The sequence below is a fragment of the Ramlibacter tataouinensis TTB310 genome (assembly GCF_000215705.1).
GTDB classification, from domain to species: Bacteria; Pseudomonadota; Gammaproteobacteria; order Burkholderiales; family Burkholderiaceae_C; genus Ramlibacter; species Ramlibacter tataouinensis.
Genome location: NC_015677.1, coordinates 1,497,304 through 1,516,831 on the forward strand (window position 1 = coordinate 1,497,304; position 19,528 = coordinate 1,516,831).

Below are 19,528 nucleotides of genomic sequence, written 5' to 3' on the forward strand. Positions count from 1 at the left end.
TCATTTCTGCATGAGGCAATTCCGCACGGCACGGACAAAGTATGACCACCGCCAACCTCAAGGCATTTGTAATTGGACCCATCGGCGACAAAGAGGCTGCAGATGGAACGCTAGCCCGAGTGGCATATGAAGAGGGTGTGCAGATCCTGGAGGAGGTGATTATTCCCGCCTGCACCGCCTTCGGAATCGAGGCCGTTCGCGCGGACATGATTGCGAAGACAGGAGAGATCCCAGAACAAATCTTCCGACACCTGCGGGACGCGCCTGTTGTCATCGCTGATTTAACTGGCGCGAATCCTAACGTCATGTATGAACTAGGTCTTCGCCATACGACCGGAAAGCTCACAGTGCAAATTGGCGAGAAAGGTCGTCTTCCTTTTGACGTCGCTGCGATCCGCACAATTATGTTTAAGCGTACGGAAGCCGGGCTTGTACAGGCACGTAAGGACTTAGCGAAGGTTATCGGCGCGAATTTAGATTCAGGCGGCGATCCGGTAACTGCAACTCGGGTCTGGTTTGAAACGTCCAGGACCGAGATGACAGAATCCGCAATCGTGGAAGCGTCTGACCAGGCTGAGGGAGAAAATTCGGAGGAGGACGCGCCCGGTTTCCTCGAATTGATTGCGGAAACTGAAATCGCAAGCCAGTCACTCGCACAGACAATGACGGCGGCAACAACCATCACCGAGGACATTGCTCGTGTGTACTCAGAAGCTACCGAGAGTGTGCGGCAAGCTGATGCACGGGGAGGTGGTGCTGCTGCGAGACTGGCCTTGGCAAACCGTACCGCTTCGGACTTGGGGGGACCAGCACTTCGCTTGGAGATTGTTGCGGGAGACTATGCCCAGACAGTGGCTCGGATCGAACCAGGACTCAAGTACCTGCTGGAGCGACTTGCAGAGGATCCGAAGCAGATTGCTGAAGCTCCAGAGTTCCCCAAGCAGATGCGTGCGCTCGTTACGGCAGCCGCATCAACTGTGGAGGGCGCCCTTGCAATGGGAAGCAATGCCGCAGAGATTGGAAAGGCATCTAAGTCTCTGCGTCAGGTTGGTAGGAGGCTTGCTGCATCTTTCAAGAAGATGGCGGAGACGTCCGGCAGAGTTGCAGGCTGGCGCCAGCTACTCGATCAATTGCCAGTTACCGAGAATGTTTCGACCCAAGGCAAAGAGCCCTAGTCGGTCGACCGATAGGGACGCCCGGAGATAACGCCTTCCGCGCTCCCGTTTCTTGAATCCCTGTCATTTCCAAGTTAGGTCGCATGTAGTGCCGGACATAGCAAACCACGTTCGTTGCGCCGAGGCTTTTCTGGAAGCCCATAGGCGTTGTGATCCCGAACAGGAGCTACAGGACCAGTCAAAAATCGCGCTGCCGGCAATTGTTTGCGGCGCTTTCGCCTCAGAGGTCGCCTTGAAAGCGCTTCTACAGCTGCATGGCCAAGCTGCGAGGGGCCACGATCTGCAGGATTTGTTCCAGAGACTTCCTGAACGGCTTCGGCTTCAGATCCAAGAACGGACTTGCCTCTCCGCAGACAAATTTGATCGATATCTGCGAGAGGGAGGCATGCATTTAGTCAGTGGCGGTATTTTCATGAGAGTGAGGAAGGTCTGATCGCGCACGTGGGCTTCCTTGGTACATTGGCATCAGTAGTGCTCGCAATCATTCAGAGCATGGAGAATGCAGCCTAATGGGTCAATCAATATGAGGCCGTCCTGTCGGCGGCTTCTCTGCCTGCTCAGGCGCCTACTCGGCTTTGTCTTAAACCGCGCTTGGTCTGCGTAACGTCGGCTGTGGGACAAAAGACTCAAGCTCCGCTGTGGGGGCATGACATTGATGTTGTAGCTCAAGACCGCCCTACTCCCTGCAGCAAATCCCCAATCCCAACCCGCTGGGCAAACTCCCGCCGCACCCGCTCGGCCACCTCCGTCACCTCGCCCGCCCCGTCGTCGATGAAATCGACCACCGTGCGGAAAGGCCGCGACCCCGGCGGGCTGCCGACGATGCGCGCGATCGCGTCGGCCACGGCCTGGGGATCGGCCTCGGGTGGCGTCAGCTCGCTCAGGCGCGCCGCCACCTGGTCCATCACGCCCTCGTAGCGCTGCTCATAGGCGGCAACGGTCGCCGTGTCGGCAGGCCGGCCCGCGTTGGGGAAATGGGCCGTGCCGCGGGTGAAGGCGCCGGGCACGACGATCGAGGTCTCGATGCCGAAGCGCACCAGCTCGTAAGACAGGGTCACGGCTAGCGAGTCCATCGCCGCCTTGGCGGCCGCATAAGGCCCCAGGAAAGGCGGGAAGCCGCCGCGCACCGTGGTGCTGCTCACCCACACCAGCAGGCCGGACCCGCGGCTGCGCATCGCGGGCAGGGCGGCGCGGTTGACGCGCTGGGTGCCCAGCAGGTTGGTGTCCAGCACCTGCACGATCTCCTCCGGCGTGAAGGCCTCGGTGGGGCCCATGGCCAGGTGGCCGGCGTTGTGCACCACGATGTCCAGCCGGCCCTGCTCGGCCAGCACGCGGGCGATGGCGGCGTCGGCCGAGGCTTGCGACGAGACGTCGAGTTCCAGCGCATGCAGGGCGCCGCTCTGCTCGGCGCCGAAGCGGCGCAGTCCTTCGGCCTGGGCGGCGTTGCGGCCGTCGACGTCGCGCATGCTGGCGTAGACGGTGTGGCCGTCGGCGGCGAGGGCGCGGGCGCTCAGGTGGCCGATGCCGGTGGAGGCGCCGGTGACGAGGATGACGGAGGGCATGGGGATGTCCTCGTTCACACCAGCCCGCCGTTGGCGCGCAGCGTCTGCCCGTTGATCCAGCCGGCCGCCGGGCTGGCCAGGAAGGCGACGGCCTGCGCGATGTCCTCCGGCGTGCCCAAGCGCTCCAGCGGCGCCGCCTTGGCCAGGCGCTCGACCGCTTCCGGGCTCTTGCCGTCCAGGAACAGCGCGGTGGCGGTGGGCCCGGGCGCCACCGCATTGACGGTGATGCGGCGGCCGCGCAGCTCCTTGGCCATGATGTGGGTGAAGGTCTCGATCGCGCTCTTGGTCGCGGCGTACACCGCGTAGCCGGGCAGAGCCAGGCCGATCACGCTGCTGGACAGGTTGACGATGCGCCCGCCCGGCTGCAGCCGCCGCGCCGCCTCCCGCAGGGTGTTGAAGCTGCCCTTGACGTTGATGGCGAACAGGCGGTCAAAGGTGGCGTCGTCGGTGTCGGCCAGGTGCGGCAGCGCGCCCGGCATCACGCCCGCGTTGTTGACCAGCACGTCGATGCGGTCCCAGGCCTGCTGCGCCCGGTCGAACAGCGCGCGCGCCGCGGCCGGGTCGGCCACGTCGGCCTGCACGGCGATGGCCCGGCCGCCGTTCTTCTCGATGTCGGCGACCACGGCCGCGGCGTCGTCGGCGCGGCCGGCATAGTTGACGACCACGGCGTAGCCGTCGGCGGCGAGGCGGCGGGCGATGGCGGCGCCGATGCCGCGCGACGCGCCGGTGACGATGGCGACCTGGGTGGGGGTGGGTGTCATGCGGGAACTCCTTGCGAATCGAATGGCGATGGGCCCATTCTTCGGTGGATGGCCGCGCGGATAAATGGCCTAGGATTGCCATCACCGTCCAAGCGGCGCCAACAATCCAGACCCGAAGAACCCAGGCACGTGGACCGACTCACCGCCATGCGGGTGCTCATCCGCGTCGTCGAACTGGGCAGCTTCACCAAGGCCGCCGACGACCTGCAGCTGCCGCGCGCCACCGTCACCCATGCCGTGCAGCAGCTGGAGCAGCGCCTGGGCACGCGCCTGCTGCATCGCACGACCCGGCATGTCGGTGCCACCCCGGACGGCGAGGCCTATTACCAGCGCTGCGTGCGCCTGCTGGCCGACCTGGAGGAGGCGGAGTCGGCCTTCGGCGGCGAGGCGGCCCAGCCGCGCGGCAAGCTGCGCGTGGACCTGCAGGGCACGCTGGCCCGGCATTTCGTGCTGCCGGTGATCGGCGACTTCTTCGAGCGCCATCCGCTGGTCGAGCTGGAGATCGGCATGGGCGACCGGCTGGTCGACCTGGTGCGCGAGGGGGTGGACTGCGTGCTGCGCGCGGGCGAGCTGGCCGACTCCAGCATGGTGGCCCGGCGGGTGGCGCTGCTGCAGCAGGTGACCTGCGCCAGCGGCGAGTACCTGCGCCGGCATGGGGTGCCGGAAACGCTGGACGACCTGCGCCGGCACCAGGCAGTCAACTTCTTGTCCACGCGCACCGGCAAGGTCATGCCCTTCGAGTTCCTGGAGGGCGGCACCGAGCGCCGGGTGCAGCTGAAGGGGCCGGTGTCGGTGAGCGATGCCGAAGCCTATGTGGCCTGCAGCGCCGCGCACCTGGGGCTGATCCAGCTACCGCGCTACCACGTGGCGGCCCGGCTGGACGAGGGCAGCCTGCGCGAGGTGCTGCCGGACATGCGCCCGGCGCCGCTGCCGGTGTCGGTGCTCTATGCGAACCAGCGCCAGCTGGCACCCCGGGTGCGGGTGTTCGTGGACTGGCTGGCGGAGGTGATGGGCAAGGCGCGCTAGTCCGCCGGGGGCCGGGTAGCCTGGTTCAACCACTGGGCTTCGCGCTCCGCCGCACGTTGTTCCGCCAGGGCGGCCAGCTCCTCGAAGAGCTTCTGGCATTGCGCTTCCTGGGCGCCGATCTGCGCGCCCAGGTGGGCGGCCTCGGGGCTGGCGCCCAGCTGTCCCCCGCCGACCTGGCTGGCGAAGGTGCCGCGCAGGTTGCCGAGCTGCGCCCGGGCACTCACCCATGCGTCGAAGGCGGCGGCAAGCCTGTCGTCCAGGTTCATCGGGTGGGCCCGCGCACAGGGCACGGTGTACTTGAGAATGGTTCTCGATTTGAACAGAGTATCCCTCTGGCTTCATAGGCTGGTCACAAAATCGCAACCTAAAGCAGCTTCTGCTTGTCCTACACGCATGCGCTCTCGTCCTACAGCGCCGTCGGCGTTCGCTGCCTAGATTGCCCTGCAACGGCATTCGTCGCCGTTGCAGTACAGGTCCCAGAGACGAGCCATGCACCAATCTCCCCAGAAAGAATTGCCCGGCCGGCGCGAGAAGTACGCTGAGTTCGACCCCGGTGATGCGCAGGCCGAGCGCCGCCTCTACCGCGGCATGCAGCCCAAGGCCCGCAAGTTCTCGCTGCGCGACGAGCCGCCGCAGCGCGAGGCCCGCGCCGGCGGCAAGTCCTCGCGCGGCTGATCCGCCAGGCGCCCGGTGCGCCCGGGCTTGCGATACTGCAGCGCATGCAGCTGCAGGACATCCTTTTTTCCCAAGGCTTCGGCACGCGGCGCGTCTGCGCCGGGCTGGTCCAGCAGGGCCGGGTCGAGGTCGGCGGCCAAGCGTGCACCGACGCCACGGCGCAGTTCGAGCCTGAAGGGCTGAGCTTCTCGGTGCAGGGGGTGCCCTGGACCTACCACCGCCTGGCCTACCTCATGCTCCACAAGCCGGCCGGCTTCGAGTGCTCGCAGCGCCCGTCGGCCCATCCCAGCATCTACACCCTGCTGCCGGCGCCGCTGCGCCAGCGGCCGAACAAGGGGAACGTGCCGGGCGTGCAGGCCATCGGCCGGCTGGACCAGGACACCACCGGACTGCTGCTGCTCACGGACGACGGCGCCTTCATGCACCGCATGGCCTCGCCGCGCCACCACGTGCCCAAGGTCTACGAAGTGGGGCTGCGCCACCCGGCGACCGCCGCCATGGCCGGCCGGCTGCTCGAAGGCGTGGTGCTGGACGACGGTCCCAAGCCGGTGCGCGCGGCGGCTTGCGAGGTGGTGGCCGAGCGCCGCCTCCACCTGACGCTCACCCAGGGCAAGTACCACCAGGTCAAGCGCATGGTCGCGGCCGTGGGCAACCGGGTCGAGACGCTGCACCGCTCGCGCATCGGCGCCCTGGCGCTGCCGGACGACCTGGCGCCGGGGGCCTGGCGCTGGCTCACGCCGCAGGACCTGGCGGCGCTGCAGCCGGACTGAAGGAAGATGGGGTCAGGGAAGGTCGGCCAGGAAGCGGACGATGTGCCCGGTCGTGGCCTGGGCCTGGTCCTTGTGCGGCGAATGGCCACAGGCCGGCAGCTGGACCTTCTCGAAGGGCCCTTGCGTCGGCGCGATCTCGTCGATCTGCCGCAGCGTTCCATAGGGATCGTCCAGGCCTTGCAGGGCCAGCACCGGCGCGGCGATGCGCCGGCACTCGGCTCGGATGTCGAAGGCCCGGAAGCGCGGGTCCAGCCAGATGTCGTTCCATTGCCAGAACGCGTTGTCCACGTCGGCATGGAACCGGGACAGCCGCTCGCGCAGCCCGCCCGACTCGAAGGCTTCACGCGCCTGCTCGATCGAGCGCACGGAAATGTCTTCCACGATCACATGCGGCGCCATCACCACGCAGGCGCTCACCGGGAAGTGGCTGGCGTGCAGCAGGGCGATGCTGCCGCCGTCCGAATGGCCCAGCAGGACCGGATCTTCCACGTCCAGCTCGTCCAGCAGCGCCGGCAGCACCTCCAGCGCCTCGCGGTGCAGGTAGTCCGGTTGCAGGCGGCCGGTACCGCGCACGTCGGGCACCGGGTCGGAGCCGCCGTAGCCGCGGCGCGAGTAGACGATGCCTTCGCGGCCGCAGGCCTGGCACAGCCGCGCCGGCCAGTCGCGCCACATGGCCACCGAGCCCAGGCCCTCATGCAGGAAAACCAGGGGCGCCCGCGGTCGGCCGGAGCCCGCCTTCAGGCGTTGTACCTCGATTTCCACGCCGCCGACGTCGATCCGTTCCATCGCAGGGATGTTACGTGATGGCTCAGGCGGCCGGGTACACTCTCGCGCCGCCGCCCTGAGGTTTGCCGTGACCCGTTTTCTGCGTTCAATCGCCCTCGCGCTGGGACTCGGGGCCGTGCTGGCCGCCGCCGCCCAGCCCGCCCCCCCGGCCGCGCCCCTGGCGCTGCCTGCCGCCTCGTCCACCGCGCCCATCGCGCCGCCTGCCGCATCGCCGGCGGCGCCCATCTTCGTGCTCAATTCGCTGGATGCCAGCGTCAGCGTGATCGACCCGGTGAGCTGGGCCGAGGTCAAGCGCCTGCCCACCGGCAAGGAGCCGCACCACCTGTACCTGACGCCGGACGAGAAGTCGGTGATCGTGGCCAACGCGGGGGCCGATTCGCTGACCTTCATCGATCCCCGGACCGCCGAGGTGCAGCGCACCGTGCGCGGCGTGATGGACCCCTACCACCTGCGCTTCTCGCCGGACATGAAGTGGTTCGTCACCGCGGCCAACCGGCTCAACCATGTCGACGTCTACCGCTGGGACGGCAGCAACATGCAGCTGGCCAAGCGCATCCCCACCGGCCGCACCCCCAGCCACATGTGGATCGACAGCCGCAGCACCACGGCCTACGTGTCCATGCAGGACAGCGACGAGCTGGTGGCCATCGACCTGGCGACCCAGACCCTGAAGTGGCGGGTGGCCACGGGCTCGCTGCCGGCCGACGTGTACGGCACGCCGGACGATCGCCGGCTGCTGGTGGGCATGACCGGCGGCGACACGGTCGAGGTATGGGACGTGAGCGGGAACTCGCCCCGGCTGGAGCGCAAGGTCAAGACAGGCGCCGGCGCGCACGCGTTCCGGGCGGCCGGCGACAGGCGCCACGTCTTCGTCAGCAACCGCGTGGCCAACACCATCGCCAAGATCGACCTGGAGAGCATGGCCGTGGTCGACAGCTATGCGGCGCCGGGCGGCCCGGACTGCATCGAGGTGATGGCCGGCGGCAAGCTGCTGCTGGTCACCTCGCGCTGGGCCAAGCGGCTGACCGTGATCGACACCGAGACCAAGGCGGTGGTGCGCCAGGTGCCCGTGGGCAAGTCGCCGCACGGCGTGTGGACGCTGGACCACGCGCCGCGCTGAAGGGGGCGGATCCATGCGCGCCTGGCTCGCCCTTGCCCTGGTGGCCGTCTGCGGGCTGCCGGCGCGGGCGGCCGCGCCGGGCGGCTGCGGCAAGCCGCTGTACCTGACCTTCGACACCGGCCACATGGAGGTCGCGCCGCTGGTCGCCGATGTCCTGGCGCGCCAGCAGGTGAAGGCCACCTTCTTCGTGGCCAACGAGCGCACCAAGGAGGGCGACGGCAGCCTGGGCGCGCACTGGGCGCCGTGGTGGAAGGCGCGCGCGGCCGAGGGCCACGAGTTCGCCTCCCACACCTGGGACCATGCCTACTGGCGCGCCGACCTGCCGGGCGTGGAGCCGCGCTTTCGCGTCCGCCCCTCGGCCGGCGCCTTCGCCGGGCGCGAGTTCACCTGGGACGCGGCCCAGTACTGCGAACAGATCGCCCACGCGGCCGAGCGCATCGCCGACCACACGGGCAAGAAGGCGCTGCCGCTGTTCCGCGCCCCGGGCGGCAAGACCTCGCCGCGGCTGCTGGCCGCGGCGCGCAACTGCGGCTGGGCCCACGTGGGCTGGTCGCCGGCCGGCTTCCTGGGCGACGAGCTGCCCAGCGAGAAGTTCAGCAACCAGGCGCTGCTGCGCCAGGCGCTGAAGGACATCCGCACCGGCGACATCCTGCTGGCGCATCTGGGCATCTGGTCGCGCAAGGATCCCTGGGCGCCGGCCGTGCTGGAGCCGTTGATCACGGGGCTGAAGCAGCGGGGCTTTTGCTTCCGCACCCTGCGCGACCATCCCGATTACGCCGGCTGGATCGCCGGGCGGGGCCGTTGACGCCATGGGCTGGATCGAGGACCGTTTTTCGGCCGCCCAGCAATGGCTGTTCGAGGCCGCCGTGCAGCCGCTGCTGTTCGCGCTGGGGCTGGGCCAGCTGCTGGAGGACGGCTATGCCGCCACGGGCTGGCTGCTGGTGGGCCTGCTGCAGATCGCGGTCATGCTGGCGGTCTTCGCGCCGCTGCAGCGCTGGCGGCCGGTCGAGGCGGTGACCGACCGCGCGGCGATCCGCACCGATATCGTCTACACCCTGGTGCACCGCCTGGGCCTGTTCCGGCTGGCGCTGTTCTTCAGCGTGGAGCCGCTGTTCGACGCGCTGTTCGGCGCCACGCGCGCGGCCGGCTGGGGCACCTGGCACCTGGACCAGCTCTGGCCCGGCGTCACCGACCTGGCCTGGGTCAGCTTCGCCATCTACCTGGTGGTGTTCGACTTCGCCGACTACTGGATCCACCGCGGCCAGCACGGCCTGCGCTGGTGGTGGAGCCTGCATGCGCTGCACCATTCGCAGCGGCAGATGACCCTGTGGAGCGACAACCGCAACCACCTGCTGGACGACCTGCTGCGCGACAGCCTGCTGGTGCTGCTGGGCCAGATGATCGGCGTGGCGCCGGGGCAGTTCGTGGCCATCGTGGCCATCACCCAGCTCAGCGAGAGCCTGCACCATGCCAACCTGCGGCTGTGGTTCGGACGGGTGGGCGAGCGGCTGTGGGTCAGCCCGCGCTTCCACCGCCGACACCACAGCATCGGCATCGGTCACGAGAAGCACGGTCGGGGCACGCTGGGCGGCTGCAATTTCAGCGTGCTGCTGCCCTGGTGGGACCTGCTGTTTCGCACCGCCAATTTCGAGCTGCGCTACGATCCCACCGGCGTGCGCGACCAGGTCGAGCGTGGGCGCGATTACGGCCGGGGCTTTTGGTCGCAGCAGTGGCTGGGCCTCAAGCGCCTGGTCGGCCGGGCCTGAGATACTCGGGGCCATGTCCCCGCCCGCCATCCCCGCATTCGGCCTCATCATCGTCGGCGACGAGATCCTCTCGGGCAAGCGCGCCGACAAGCACATGCCCAAGCTGATCGAGCTGCTGGCCGCGCGCGGACTGCAACTGGCCTGGGCCGAGTACGTGGGCGACTCGCCCGAGCGCATCACCGCCACGCTGCAGCGCGCGTTCGCCGGCGGCGACGTGGTGTTCTCCTGCGGCGGCATAGGCGCCACGCCGGACGACCACACCCGCCAGTGCGCGGCGCGTGCGCTGGGCGTCGAGCTGGCGCTGCATCCCGAGGCCGAGGCCCTGATCCGCGAGCGCATGCAGGACGTGGCCCGGGAGCAGGGCGTGCCTTACGAGCCGGACCGCCCCGACAACATCCACCGCCTGAACATGGGCGTGTTCCCCCGGGACGCGGCCATCATCCCCAACCCGTACAACAAGATCCCGGGCTTTGGCGTGCGCAACGTGCACTTCGTCCCCGGCTTTCCGGTGATGGCCTGGCCGATGATGGAGTGGGTGCTGGACCGGCACTACCGCCACCTGTTCCGCCAGCGGGCCTACCTGGAGAAGTCCGTCATCGTGTTCGGCGCCATGGAGGCGACGCTCACCCCGCTGATGGAGCAGATCGAGCGCGACCATCCGCGGGTCAAGGTGTTCAGCCTGCCCAGCGTGGACCATCCCACCTACGGCCGCCACATCGACCTGGGGGTCAAGGGCGAGCCGGCCGCCGTCGAGCCGGCTTACGGGCAGCTGCTGGCCGGCCTGCGCCAGCACGTCGTCCAGCTCGGCCCCGAGTTGGTGCGAGAATGACGCGCACCTTTCGGGTGCGCCAGAGATTTGGCACCGCCGTGGTGCGGTTGCCGTACCCCGCAGCCGGGCTGCCGTAAGAAATCTGCTCAACATCAGGGACAATGCCGCGCTTTGCGGGCGCGGTCATGCACCAGCTTTTGGCACAGAAACTGCATCCACGGCCCCGTCCCCATTGATCAACAACCATCGAAACCAGGAGAACCTGATGGCAGCCAAGACCGTCGCCGACGTGATGAAGATGGTGAAGGAGAACGAAGTCAAGTTCGTCGACTTCCGCTTCACCGACACGCGTGGCAAGGAGCAGCACGTGACCGTGCCCGTGTCCCACTTCGACGAAGACAAGTTCAGCTCCGGCCATGCCTTCGACGGCTCGTCCATCGCCGGCTGGAAGGGCATCGAAGCCTCCGACATGCTGCTGATGCCCGACCCGGACACCGCCAACGTGGACCCGTTCTTCGAGGAAACCACGCTGATCCTCTCCTGCGACGTGCTGGAGCCGGGCGACGGCAAGGCCTATGACCGCGACCCGCGCTCCATCGCCAAGCGCGCCGAGGCCTACCTGAAGGCCTCCGGCCTGGGCGACACCGCCTTCTTCGGTCCCGAGCCCGAGTTCTTCATCTTCGACGACGTGCGCTGGGGCGCCGACATGTCCGGCTCGTTCGTCGAGATCGACGAGTACGAGGCCTCCTGGAACACCGGCAAGAAGATCGACGGCGGCAACAAGGGCCACCGTCCCACCGTCAAGGGCGGCTACTTCCCGGTGCCGCCGGTCGACAGCACGCAGGACATGCGCGCCGAGATGTCGCTGATCCTGGAGCAGCTGGGCATCCCGGTCGAGGTGTTCCACCACGAGGTGGCGGGCGCCGGCCAGAACGAGATCGGCACCAGGTTCAACACGCTGGTCAAGCGCGCCGACTGGTCGCAGCTGCAGAAGTACGTGATCCAGAACGTGGCCAACGCCTACGGCAAGACCGCCACCTTCATGCCCAAGCCCCTGGTGGGCGACAACGGCTCGGGCATGCACGTGCACCAGTCCGTGTGGAAGGGCGGCAAGAACCTGTTCGCCGGCGACGGCTACGCCGGCCTGTCGGACTTCGCGCTGTACTACATCGGCGGCATCATCAAGCACGCCCGCGCGCTCAACGCCATCACCAACCCCGGCACCAACAGCTACAAGCGCCTGGTGCCCGGCTTCGAGGCGCCCGTGAAGCTGGCCTACTCGGCCCGCAACCGCTCGGCTTCCATCCGCATCCCCTACGTGGCCAACCCCAAGGGCCGCCGCATCGAGTGCCGCTTCCCGGACCCGCTGATGAACCCCTACCTGGGTTTCGCGGCCATGCTGATGGCCGGCCTGGACGGCGTGGAGAACAAGATCCACCCGGGCGAGGCCGCCACCAAGGACCTGTACCACCTGCCGCCGGAAGAGGACGCGAAGATCCCGACCGTCTGCCACAGCCTGGACCAGGCCCTGGACTACCTGGACAACGACCGCGCCTTCCTGACCAAGGGCGGGGTGTTCACCGACGCCATGATCGACGCCTACATCGAACTGAAGATGACCGAGGTCACGCGCTTCCGCATGACCACGCACCCGATCGAGTTCGACATGTACTACTCGCTGTAACGGAAAAAGGGCGACATGTGTTGCCCTTTTCCCTTTCGAATCATGGGCTTGCTTTGATTTCCTGAAGAGTTGCGCGATACTGCAGGGCCGTCCTGCGCCCTCCCGCGCAAGGAGCTCTCCCATGAAGTTCGCCATCCTGATCCCCCTGGCCGCGTTGCTCGCGGCCTCGCATGTGCATGCGCAGTCGCGCATCTGGCGCTGCGGCAATACCTACACCAACAGCGCCGCCGAGGCCCAGGCCCGGGGCTGCAAGCCCATGGAAGGCGGCAACGTCACGGTGGTGGAGGGCACGCGCGTCCACAACCCGGTACGCGTGGTCGCCCCGTCCAGCGCGCCGGCCGGTGGTGCGCCTTCGCAGCGCATCGACGCCGGCGACCAGCGCGCCCGTGACTCCGACGCCCGCCTCATCCTCGAGGCCGAGCTGAAGAAGGCCGAGGAGCGGCATGCCGAGCTGGTCAAGGAATACAACAACGGCGAGCCCGAGAAGCTGGGCCCCGAGACGCGCAACTACCAGAAGTACCTGGACCGCATCGCCGAGCTGAAGGCCGGCATCGCCCGCAGCGAGTCCGACATCGCCGGCCTCAGGCGCGAGCTGGGCCGCGCGGGCGGCCCGCCCTCGGCCTCCGCGGCCGTGGCCAAATGACGGCTTGAAGCCCGCCCCCCGCCCCAGCGTTCCGCCGCCCAGCCGCTACCAGTCGTTCGACCTGCTCGCCACTTTGGTGGCGGTGGTGGGGGCGAACGGCTCGGTGCTGTTCGCCAACGCGGCGCTGGAGGACGTGATGGGCACCTCGCGCCGCACCATCGAAGGCTCGCATTTCGCCGCCTGCTTCACCGAGCCGCACCTGCTGCGCAATGCGCTGGAAGGCGCCGGCAGCAACGCGTTTGCCGCGCTGCGCTACGACGCCTGGCTGGTGCGCCACAACGCCGAGCCCATGCCGGTGCACGTCATCGTCGCCCAGACCGACCAGCCGGGCGAGGTCGTGGTGGAGCTGCTGCCCCTGGAGCAGCAGGCGCGCCAGGAGCGCGAGGAGAGGCTGCTGGACCAGGCGCAGGCCAACAAGGAGTTGATCCGCAACCTGGCGCACGAGATCAAGAACCCGCTGGGCGGTATCCGCGGGGCGGCCCAGCTGCTGGAGATGGAGATCGAGGGCCGCGACCTGAAGGAGTACACCCGGGTCATCATCCACGAGGCCGACCGGCTGCAGACCCTGGTGGACCGCCTGCTCGCGCCGCACCGCCGGCCGCACCTGGTGGGCGACGTCAACATCCACGAGGTGTGCGAACGCGTGCGCTCGCTGGTCCTGGCCGAGTTTCCGCGCGGGCTGAAGGTGGTGCGCGAGTACGACACCTCCATCCCCGAGTTCCGCGGCGACCGCGAGCAGCTGATCCAGGCGGTGCTGAACATCGCGCACAACGCCTGCCAGGCCCTGACCGAGCGCATCGCGGCTGGCGACGCGCAGCTGGTGTTCCGCACGCGCGTGGCGCGCCAGGTCACCTTCGGCAAACAGCGCTACCGACTGGCACTGGAATTGCATGTCATCGACAACGGGCCCGGCGTGCCCCTGTCCATCAAGGACCGCATCTTCTACCCGCTGGTGTCGGGGCGGGAGGGCGGCTCCGGCCTGGGCCTCACGCTCGCGCAGACCTTCGTGCAGCAGCACCATGGCCTGATCGAGTGCGACAGCGTGCCGGGCCGGACGGATTTCAAGATACTGATTCCGTTGCCCTGAAACGCGTGAGATGACCTGAGGGGGACCACAGCCATGAAGCCGATCTGGATCGTTGACGATGACCAATCCATCCGCTTCGTGCTGGAGAAGGCGCTGCTGCGCGAGGAGCTGCCCACCCGCAGCTTCACCAACCCGCGCGAGGTGCTGCTGGCGCTGGACGCCGCCAACGACGAGGACGGCCCACAGATCCTGGTCAGCGACATCCGCATGCCCGGCGGCTCGGGCCTGGACCTGCTGTCCAAGGTCAAGGAGAAGCACCCGGGCCTGCCGGTCATCATCATGACCGCCTTCTCCGACCTGGACAGCGCGGTTTCCGCCTTCCAGGGCGGCGCCTTCGAGTACCTGCCCAAGCCGTTCGACCTGCCCAAGGCCATCGAGCTGATCCGCCGCGCGGTGGAGGAGAGCCAGCGCGAGGAGGTGGCCGAGGAGCGCATCACCGCCGCGCCCGAGATGCTGGGCCAGGCGCCGGCCATGCAGGACGTGTTCCGGGCCATCGGCCGGCTGTCGCAGAGCAACGTGACGGTCATGATCACCGGCGAGTCGGGCACCGGCAAGGAGCTGGTGGCGCGCGCCCTGCACAAGCACTCGCCGCGCGCCAGCGGCCCCTTCGTGGCCATCAACACGGCGGCCATCCCCAAGGACCTGCTGGAGTCGGAGCTGTTCGGCCACGAGCGCGGCGCCTTCACCGGCGCGCAGACCATGCGCCGCGGCCGCTTCGAGCAGGCCGAGGGCGGCACGCTGTTCCTGGACGAGATCGGCGACATGCCCTTCGACCTGCAGACGCGCCTGCTGCGCGTGCTGTCCGACGGGCACTTCTACCGCGTGGGCGGGCACAACGCCGTCAAGGCCAACGTGCGCGTGATCGCCGCCACGCACCAGGACCTGGAGCAGCGCGTCAAGGAAGGCGCCTTCCGCGAGGACCTGTTCCACCGGCTCAACGTGATCCGCCTGCGCCTGCCCGCGCTGCGCGAGCGCCGCGAGGACGTGCCCATGCTGGCGCGCCACTTCCTGCAGCAGTCGGCCAAGCAGCTGGGGGTGGAGCCCAAGCGCATCTCCGACGCCGCGCTGGCGCAGCTGGCGGGCTTCGGCTTTCCCGGCAACGTGCGCCAGCTGGAGAACATCTGCCACTGGCTGACCGTGATGGCGCCGGCCCAGCTGATCGAGCCCAAGGACCTGCCGCCGGAGGTGGCGGTGGCGCCGGGCGATGCGCCGGCGGCAGTGCGCACGGCCCCCATGCCCGAAGCCGCAGTGAAGCCGGCGGGCAGCGAGGCGCCTGCACTGGCGCCGGCAGCGGCTACCGCCGTTCCGGCCCCTGGTGCCTGGGAGGCCGGCCTGGAGGCCGAGGCCATGCAGCTGCTGGCCAGCGGCCGCCATGACGTCTGGGAAGAACTGAGCCGCCGCTTCGAGTCGCGCCTGATCCTCACCGCCTTGAGCAACACCCGCGGCCGGCGCATCGAGGCGGCGCAGAAGCTGGGCATAGGCCGCAACACCATCACCCGCAAGATCCAGGAGCTGGGGCTGGAATAGCCGCGGCCTGCGTTGTGGCGCTCACGTCCCGACGATGCCCCCGTCCACCTTCCGGATCACCACCGTGGACGACCGCGGCCGGCCTCCCGGCCGGTAGTCCGGCCAGTTCGAGAACTTCGCCGGCTCGGCCGGATCGCTGCGGTCGCTGGGCGTCTCGCCCGGATGCTGGATGTTGATGAACATCGTGCGGCCATCGGGGGTCATCGTCATGCCCGTGACTTCGGAATTCGTCGGGCCGGTGAGGAATCGCCGCACTTCGCCCGTGGCGACGTCGCAGGCCAGCATCTGGTTGTTCCCGATGCTGGCGAACTCGCCCTTGTACATCTGCGTGGCGTGGGCGTCGGTCTGGATCCACAGCATGCCGCGCGCGTCGAACGCCAGCCCGTCGGGGCAGGCGAACAGGTCGCCGCGGATGTTGCCCTTGGCGCCGGCGCGCGGCTGCGCCGGATCGCCGGCCAGCACCAGGTGGTCCCACCGGAAGCGGGCGGCGTCGAAGTCGCCGCCGTCCTCGCCACCCTCGCGCCAGCGGATGATGTGGCCGTGCGCGTTGTTGGCGCGCGGGTTGGCCGCGTCGGGCCCGGGCATGCCCTCCTTGCCGCGGTCGGCGTTGTTGGTCAGCGTGCAGTACACCGTGCCGTTCACCGGGTCGATGGCCAGCCACTCGGGCCGGTCCATCTTGGTGGCGCCGAGCAGGTCGCTGGCCTGGCGGGACTTGATCACGATCTCCCCCTGGTCGGCGAACCCGTTAGCGGCTGTGAGCGGCCCCTGCCCGTGCACCAGCGGCAGCCACTGGCCCACGCCGTCGGCGTCGAACCGGGCCACGTACAGCGTGCCGTGGTCGAGCAGTTCGCGATTGGCCTGGGCGGCCGTGAGCCCGTTGCCCGCCGGCCGGATGCGGTCGCGGCTGACGAACTTATAGATGTACTCGTTGCGCGCGTCCTCGCCGCTGTAGACGACCGCGCGGCCGTCGCGCGTGACGGCGACCCATGCGCCCTCGTGCGCGGCACGGCCGAGCGCGGTGCGCTTGACGGGCGTAGACGCCGGGTCCATGGGATCGACCTCGACCACCCAGCCGAAGCGGTTGGGTTCATTCGGGTTGCCCACGGCGTCGAAGCGCGGGTCGTGCTCGGCCCAGCGGAAGAACGCCGTGGCCGTGAGCCCCCACCGCCGCTGGTGGGCATCGAGGCTGGAGCCCGCGGCGAAGTAGTTGCGGAAGTTCTCCTCGCCGCTCAGGTAGGTGCCCCACGGCGTGATGCCGGCGGCGCAGTTGTTGAAGGTGCCGAGCACCGTGCGGCCCTGCGGGTCGGCGGCGGTGCGCATCAGCGGATGGCCGGCGGCGGGGCCGCCCAGGTTGAAGGGCGTGTTGGCGGTGATGCGACGGGCGAACCTGGAAGGCCGCACCATGCGCCATTCACCACCGGCCGCCTGTTCGACCTCGATCACCGCGATGCCGTGCGCGGCTTGCGACTTGCGCACCTTCTCCAGCGTCCAGGTCTTCAGGCCGTCGGCGTGCAGCAGGCCGTCGTCGACGTACTCGTGGTTCATCACCAGCAGGCCGCGCCGCGACCCGTCGAGGGGAAAGTAGTGCAGGCCGTCGTGATGCATGCCCATCTGCGCCGCCTGCTCATCCGCTGTGTTGCCCGCGTCTGGGCGCCAAACCGGCAGGTTGCCGGGCAATCCGACCGGCTCCCCCCAGGGGGCCAGCGCCGACGCGACGTAGCCCTTCGGCACGATGAGACGATCGCCGGCTCCGATGGGGACCGGCTCGAAGCCGGGCCTCAGCCGCGCCGCCGGCGTGCTCGCGCACCCGGCCAGCCACGGCGCGAACAGGGTCGAGGCGGCCGCGCCCGCGGACGCCTTCAGCACGACGCGCCGGCCGGGGTCGCGAAGCTCGCGGATGTGGGGTTGGGCGGACGGGTTGCTGTCCTCCATCTCCTCGTAGGACTTGGGCATGGTTTGCTGCTCTCCTCTTGCAAAGGACGCAAGGATGGCAGCAGCGGGCCGACCCGCGTGTTCGGATTTCCCGGGTCGCGCAGCCTGCGGATTCGTGCTTGGCGCCGCCCTAGCCGATGTCGACCGTCACTGGCGCATGGTCGCTCGGCTGCTTCCACTTGCGCGGCGTGCGGTCGATGGCGCAGGCCTTCACCAGCGGCCGCAGCGCCTCGCTCACCAGGATGTGGTCGATGCGCAGGCCGCGGTTCTTCTGGTAGCCCAGCATGCGGTAGTCCCACCAGCTGAAGCTCTTCTCGGGCTGCTCGAACAGGCGGAAGCTGTCGCACAGGCCTAGGGACAGCAGCCGGCCGAAATGCTCGCGCTCCTGCGTGGTGTGGTGGATGGTCTCGTGCAGGCCCTCGGGGTCGAAGGAGTCGCGGTCTTCCGGCGCGATGTTGAAGTCGCCCAGCAGCACCAGCCGCGGATGCCGGGCGAGCTCGTCGGCCATGTAGCGCTGCAGGCCGCCCAGCCAGTCCATCTTGTAGGTGAACTTGTCCGTGCCCGGCGCCTGGCCGTTGACGAAGTAGCCGTTGACGATGCGCAGCTCGCCGCCGGGTGCGTCCACGGTGGCGGCGATCACGCGCGAGTGCTCGTCCTCGAAGCCGGCGATGTTGCGGGCGACGTCGCGCACCGGCGCGCGGCTGAGGATGGCCACGCCGTTGTAGGTCTTCTGCCCGAACACGGCGCAATGCGGATAGCCGGCCTCGCGCACCGCGTCCAGCGGGAACTTGTCGTCGGTGAGCTTGAGCTCCTGCAGGCACAGCACGTCGACCGGGTTGGCGGCCAGCCAGTCCAGCACGTGCTGCAGGCGGGCGGTGAGGGAGTTGACGTTCCAGGTGCTGATTTTCACGGCACGGCCCGGTGGTAGGTCACGAAGTCGAAGGGCAGGCCGGCCGGCGACTGGTGGCGCTCGCGCGCGACCTCCAGCCAGGCGGGACCCAGGTCGGGTGCGTAGGCATCGCCGTCGTACTCGGCGCCGATCTCGGTGGCCTCCACCACCTGGGCGTGCGGCAGCGCCAAGCGGTACAGCTCGGCACCGCCGATGACCCAGGCCTGCCGCTGCCCCTCGCACAGCGCCAGCGCCTCCCGCAGCGAGCCCGCCCGCTGCGCGCCCTCGGCCTGCCATCCAGGCTGACGGGTGACCACGATGTTGCGCCGGCCGGGCAGGGGGCGGAACCTCGGCGGCAGCGAGTCCCAGGTCTTGCGGCCCATGATCACGGGGCAGCCCAGCGTCACCTGCTTGAAGTGCGCCAGGTCCTCGGGCAGGTGCCAGGGCAGGCCGCCGTGCCTGCCGATCACGCCGTTGGCCGCGCGGGCGAAGATCAGGCCCAGCTTCACGGCGTCACACCGCGACCGGCGCCTTGATCGCGCCGTGGCACTGGTAGTCCAGCACCTCGAAGTCCTCGTACGCGTAGTCGAAGATCGAGGGAGGCCGGCGCCTGATGTTCAGCACGGGGTAGGGGAAGGGCTGGCGCGAGAGCTGCAGCTCCACCTGCTCGTGGTGGTTGCTGTAGATGTGGCAGTCGCCGCCGGTCCAGATGAAGTCGCCCACGCCCAGGTCGCACTGCTGCGCCATCATGTGCGTGAGCAGGGCGTAGGACGCGATGTTGAACGGCACGCCCAGGAAGATGTCCGCGCTGCGCTGGTACAGCTGGCAGGACAGCCTGCCCGGAGCCGAAGGCGACTCACCGGGCGCGACGTAGAACTGGAAGAAGGCGTGGCAGGGCGCCAGCGCCATCCTGGGGATGTCGGCCACGTTCCAGGCGCTGACGATGATGCGGCGGGAATGGGGATTCGTCTTGATGGCGTGCACCGCCTGCGCGATCTGGTCGATGGTGCCGCCGGAAGGCGTGGGCCAGCTGCGCCATTGCACGCCGTACACCGGCCCCAGGTCGCCGTCCTCGCGCGCCCACTCGTCCCAAATGGTCACCCCGCGCTCGCGCAGCCGGTTGTTGTCGCTGGAGCCCTCCAGGAACCACAGCAGCTCGTGGATGATGGACTTCAGGTGCACCTTCTTGGTGGTCACCAGCGGGAAGCCCTCGTTCAGGTCGAAGCGCATCTGGTGGCCGAACACGCTGCGCGTACCGGTGCCGGTGCGGTCCTGCTTGGGCGTGCCATGCGTGTACACATGGCGCATGAAGTCTTCGTACTGCGAGCGGACGGGGCGGGGCGCGGACATGGGATG

At 68.7% G+C, this 19,528-nt stretch carries 20 protein-coding genes; 12 read left to right on the top strand and 8 right to left on the bottom strand.

Going from position 1 to position 19,528, the window contains the following annotated elements; translation table 11 throughout:
* The first annotated feature begins 41 nt into the window (after positions 1-41).
* Positions 42-1,175, top strand: a complete 1,134-nt coding sequence (locus RTA_RS20655; RefSeq protein ID WP_013900754.1) for a hypothetical protein — start codon at positions 42-44, stop codon at positions 1,173-1,175.
* A 665-nt stretch (positions 1,176-1,840) separates the two neighbouring features.
* On the opposite strand, the gene RTA_RS07330 is transcribed toward RTA_RS20655, so the two are convergent.
* The gene (locus tag RTA_RS07330; protein WP_013900756.1) at positions 1,841-2,737 is read right to left on the bottom strand and encodes an SDR family oxidoreductase; all 897 of its coding nucleotides are present in this window, start codon (positions 2,735-2,737) and stop codon (positions 1,841-1,843) included.
* A gap of 14 nt (positions 2,738-2,751) precedes the next feature.
* Positions 2,752-3,498 carry an SDR family oxidoreductase gene (locus tag RTA_RS07335; RefSeq protein WP_013900757.1) on the bottom strand — a complete coding sequence of 249 codons (747 nt, stop codon included), beginning with the start codon at positions 3,496-3,498 and terminating at the stop codon, positions 2,752-2,754.
* Positions 3,499-3,627: 129 nt separating this feature from the next.
* Here RTA_RS07335 and RTA_RS07340 point away from each other — a divergent pair, with 129 nt between their 5' ends.
* A complete protein-coding gene (locus RTA_RS07340) occupies positions 3,628-4,524 on the top strand; it encodes a LysR family transcriptional regulator (RefSeq protein ID WP_041675166.1) in 897 nt (298 codons plus the stop codon).
* Here the strand turns inward: RTA_RS07340 and RTA_RS07345 are convergent.
* Positions 4,521-4,790, bottom strand: a complete 270-nt coding sequence (locus RTA_RS07345; protein WP_013900759.1) for a hypothetical protein — start codon at positions 4,788-4,790, stop codon at positions 4,521-4,523. The genes RTA_RS07340 and RTA_RS07345 overlap by 4 nt on opposite strands.
* Positions 4,791-5,013: 223 nt before the next feature.
* Between RTA_RS07345 and RTA_RS20660 the strand changes: the two genes are divergently transcribed.
* Complete coding sequence (locus RTA_RS20660) at positions 5,014-5,199, top strand: hypothetical protein (protein WP_143762928.1); 186 nt, start codon at positions 5,014-5,016, stop codon at positions 5,197-5,199.
* Between the two features lie 44 nt (positions 5,200-5,243).
* The gene (locus RTA_RS07350; RefSeq protein ID WP_013900760.1) at positions 5,244-5,969 is read left to right on the top strand and encodes a pseudouridine synthase; all 726 of its coding nucleotides are present in this window, start codon (positions 5,244-5,246) and stop codon (positions 5,967-5,969) included.
* A 12-nt stretch (positions 5,970-5,981) separates the two neighbouring features.
* Here the strand turns inward: RTA_RS07350 and RTA_RS07355 are convergent, their stop codons facing one another.
* Positions 5,982-6,755, bottom strand: coding sequence for an alpha/beta fold hydrolase (locus RTA_RS07355; RefSeq protein WP_041675167.1), 774 nt, complete (start codon positions 6,753-6,755; stop codon positions 5,982-5,984).
* Between the two features lie 115 nt (positions 6,756-6,870).
* On the opposite strand from RTA_RS07355, the gene RTA_RS07360 reads away from it, so the two are divergent.
* The 8 genes from RTA_RS07360 (at position 6,871) to ntrC (ending at position 15,351) form a co-directional block, all read left to right on the top strand.
* Entirely contained in the window at positions 6,871-7,875 is a 1,005-nt protein-coding gene (locus tag RTA_RS07360) for a YncE family protein (protein ID WP_013900762.1), read from the top strand.
* A 13-nt stretch (positions 7,876-7,888) separates the two neighbouring features.
* A complete protein-coding gene (locus tag RTA_RS07365) occupies positions 7,889-8,680 on the top strand; it encodes a polysaccharide deacetylase family protein (RefSeq protein WP_013900763.1) in 792 nt (263 codons plus the stop codon).
* Between the two features lie 4 nt (positions 8,681-8,684).
* Positions 8,685-9,641 (top strand): sterol desaturase family protein, encoded by a 957-nt coding sequence (locus tag RTA_RS07370; RefSeq protein WP_013900764.1) that lies wholly within the window; start codon positions 8,685-8,687, stop codon positions 9,639-9,641.
* A 13-nt stretch (positions 9,642-9,654) separates the two neighbouring features.
* On the top strand, positions 9,655-10,470 hold the full coding sequence (locus RTA_RS07375) for a competence/damage-inducible protein A (protein WP_013900765.1): 816 nt from the start codon (positions 9,655-9,657) through the stop codon (positions 10,468-10,470).
* A 205-nt stretch (positions 10,471-10,675) separates the two neighbouring features.
* The gene (gene glnA / locus RTA_RS07380) at positions 10,676-12,094 is read left to right on the top strand and encodes a type I glutamate--ammonia ligase (protein ID WP_013900766.1); all 1,419 of its coding nucleotides are present in this window, start codon (positions 10,676-10,678) and stop codon (positions 12,092-12,094) included.
* Positions 12,095-12,215: 121 nt separating this feature from the next.
* Complete coding sequence (locus RTA_RS07385; RefSeq protein WP_013900767.1) at positions 12,216-12,737, top strand: hypothetical protein; 522 nt, start codon at positions 12,216-12,218, stop codon at positions 12,735-12,737.
* Positions 12,738-12,741: 4 nt separating this feature from the next.
* Positions 12,742-13,824, top strand: a complete 1,083-nt coding sequence (gene glnL / locus RTA_RS07390; RefSeq protein ID WP_041675168.1) for a nitrogen regulation protein NR(II) — start codon at positions 12,742-12,744, stop codon at positions 13,822-13,824.
* 33 nt (positions 13,825-13,857) lie between these two features.
* Positions 13,858-15,351 (top strand): nitrogen regulation protein NR(I), encoded by a 1,494-nt coding sequence (ntrC, locus tag RTA_RS07395; protein ID WP_013900769.1) that lies wholly within the window; start codon positions 13,858-13,860, stop codon positions 15,349-15,351.
* Between the two features lie 21 nt (positions 15,352-15,372).
* Here ntrC and RTA_RS07400 read toward each other — a convergent pair whose 3' ends face one another.
* The 4 genes from RTA_RS07400 to RTA_RS07415 all read right to left on the bottom strand — a co-directional run bounded on the left by RTA_RS07400 (position 15,373) and on the right by RTA_RS07415 (position 19,522).
* A complete protein-coding gene (locus tag RTA_RS07400) occupies positions 15,373-17,304 on the bottom strand; it encodes a PhoX family protein (protein WP_013900770.1) in 1,932 nt (643 codons plus the stop codon).
* A gap of 109 nt (positions 17,305-17,413) precedes the next feature.
* Positions 17,414-18,193: an exodeoxyribonuclease III gene (xth, locus tag RTA_RS07405; protein WP_013900771.1), complete on the bottom strand. Its 780-nt coding sequence runs from the start codon at positions 18,191-18,193 to the stop codon at positions 17,414-17,416.
* On the bottom strand, positions 18,190-18,681 hold the full coding sequence (locus RTA_RS07410; protein WP_013900772.1) for a dihydrofolate reductase: 492 nt from the start codon (positions 18,679-18,681) through the stop codon (positions 18,190-18,192). Before RTA_RS07410 ends, xth begins: the two co-directional genes overlap by 4 nt.
* 4 nt (positions 18,682-18,685) lie before the next feature.
* Positions 18,686-19,522 (bottom strand): thymidylate synthase, encoded by an 837-nt coding sequence (locus RTA_RS07415; RefSeq protein WP_041675170.1) that lies wholly within the window; start codon positions 19,520-19,522, stop codon positions 18,686-18,688.
* Positions 19,523-19,528: the final 6 nt, after the last annotated feature.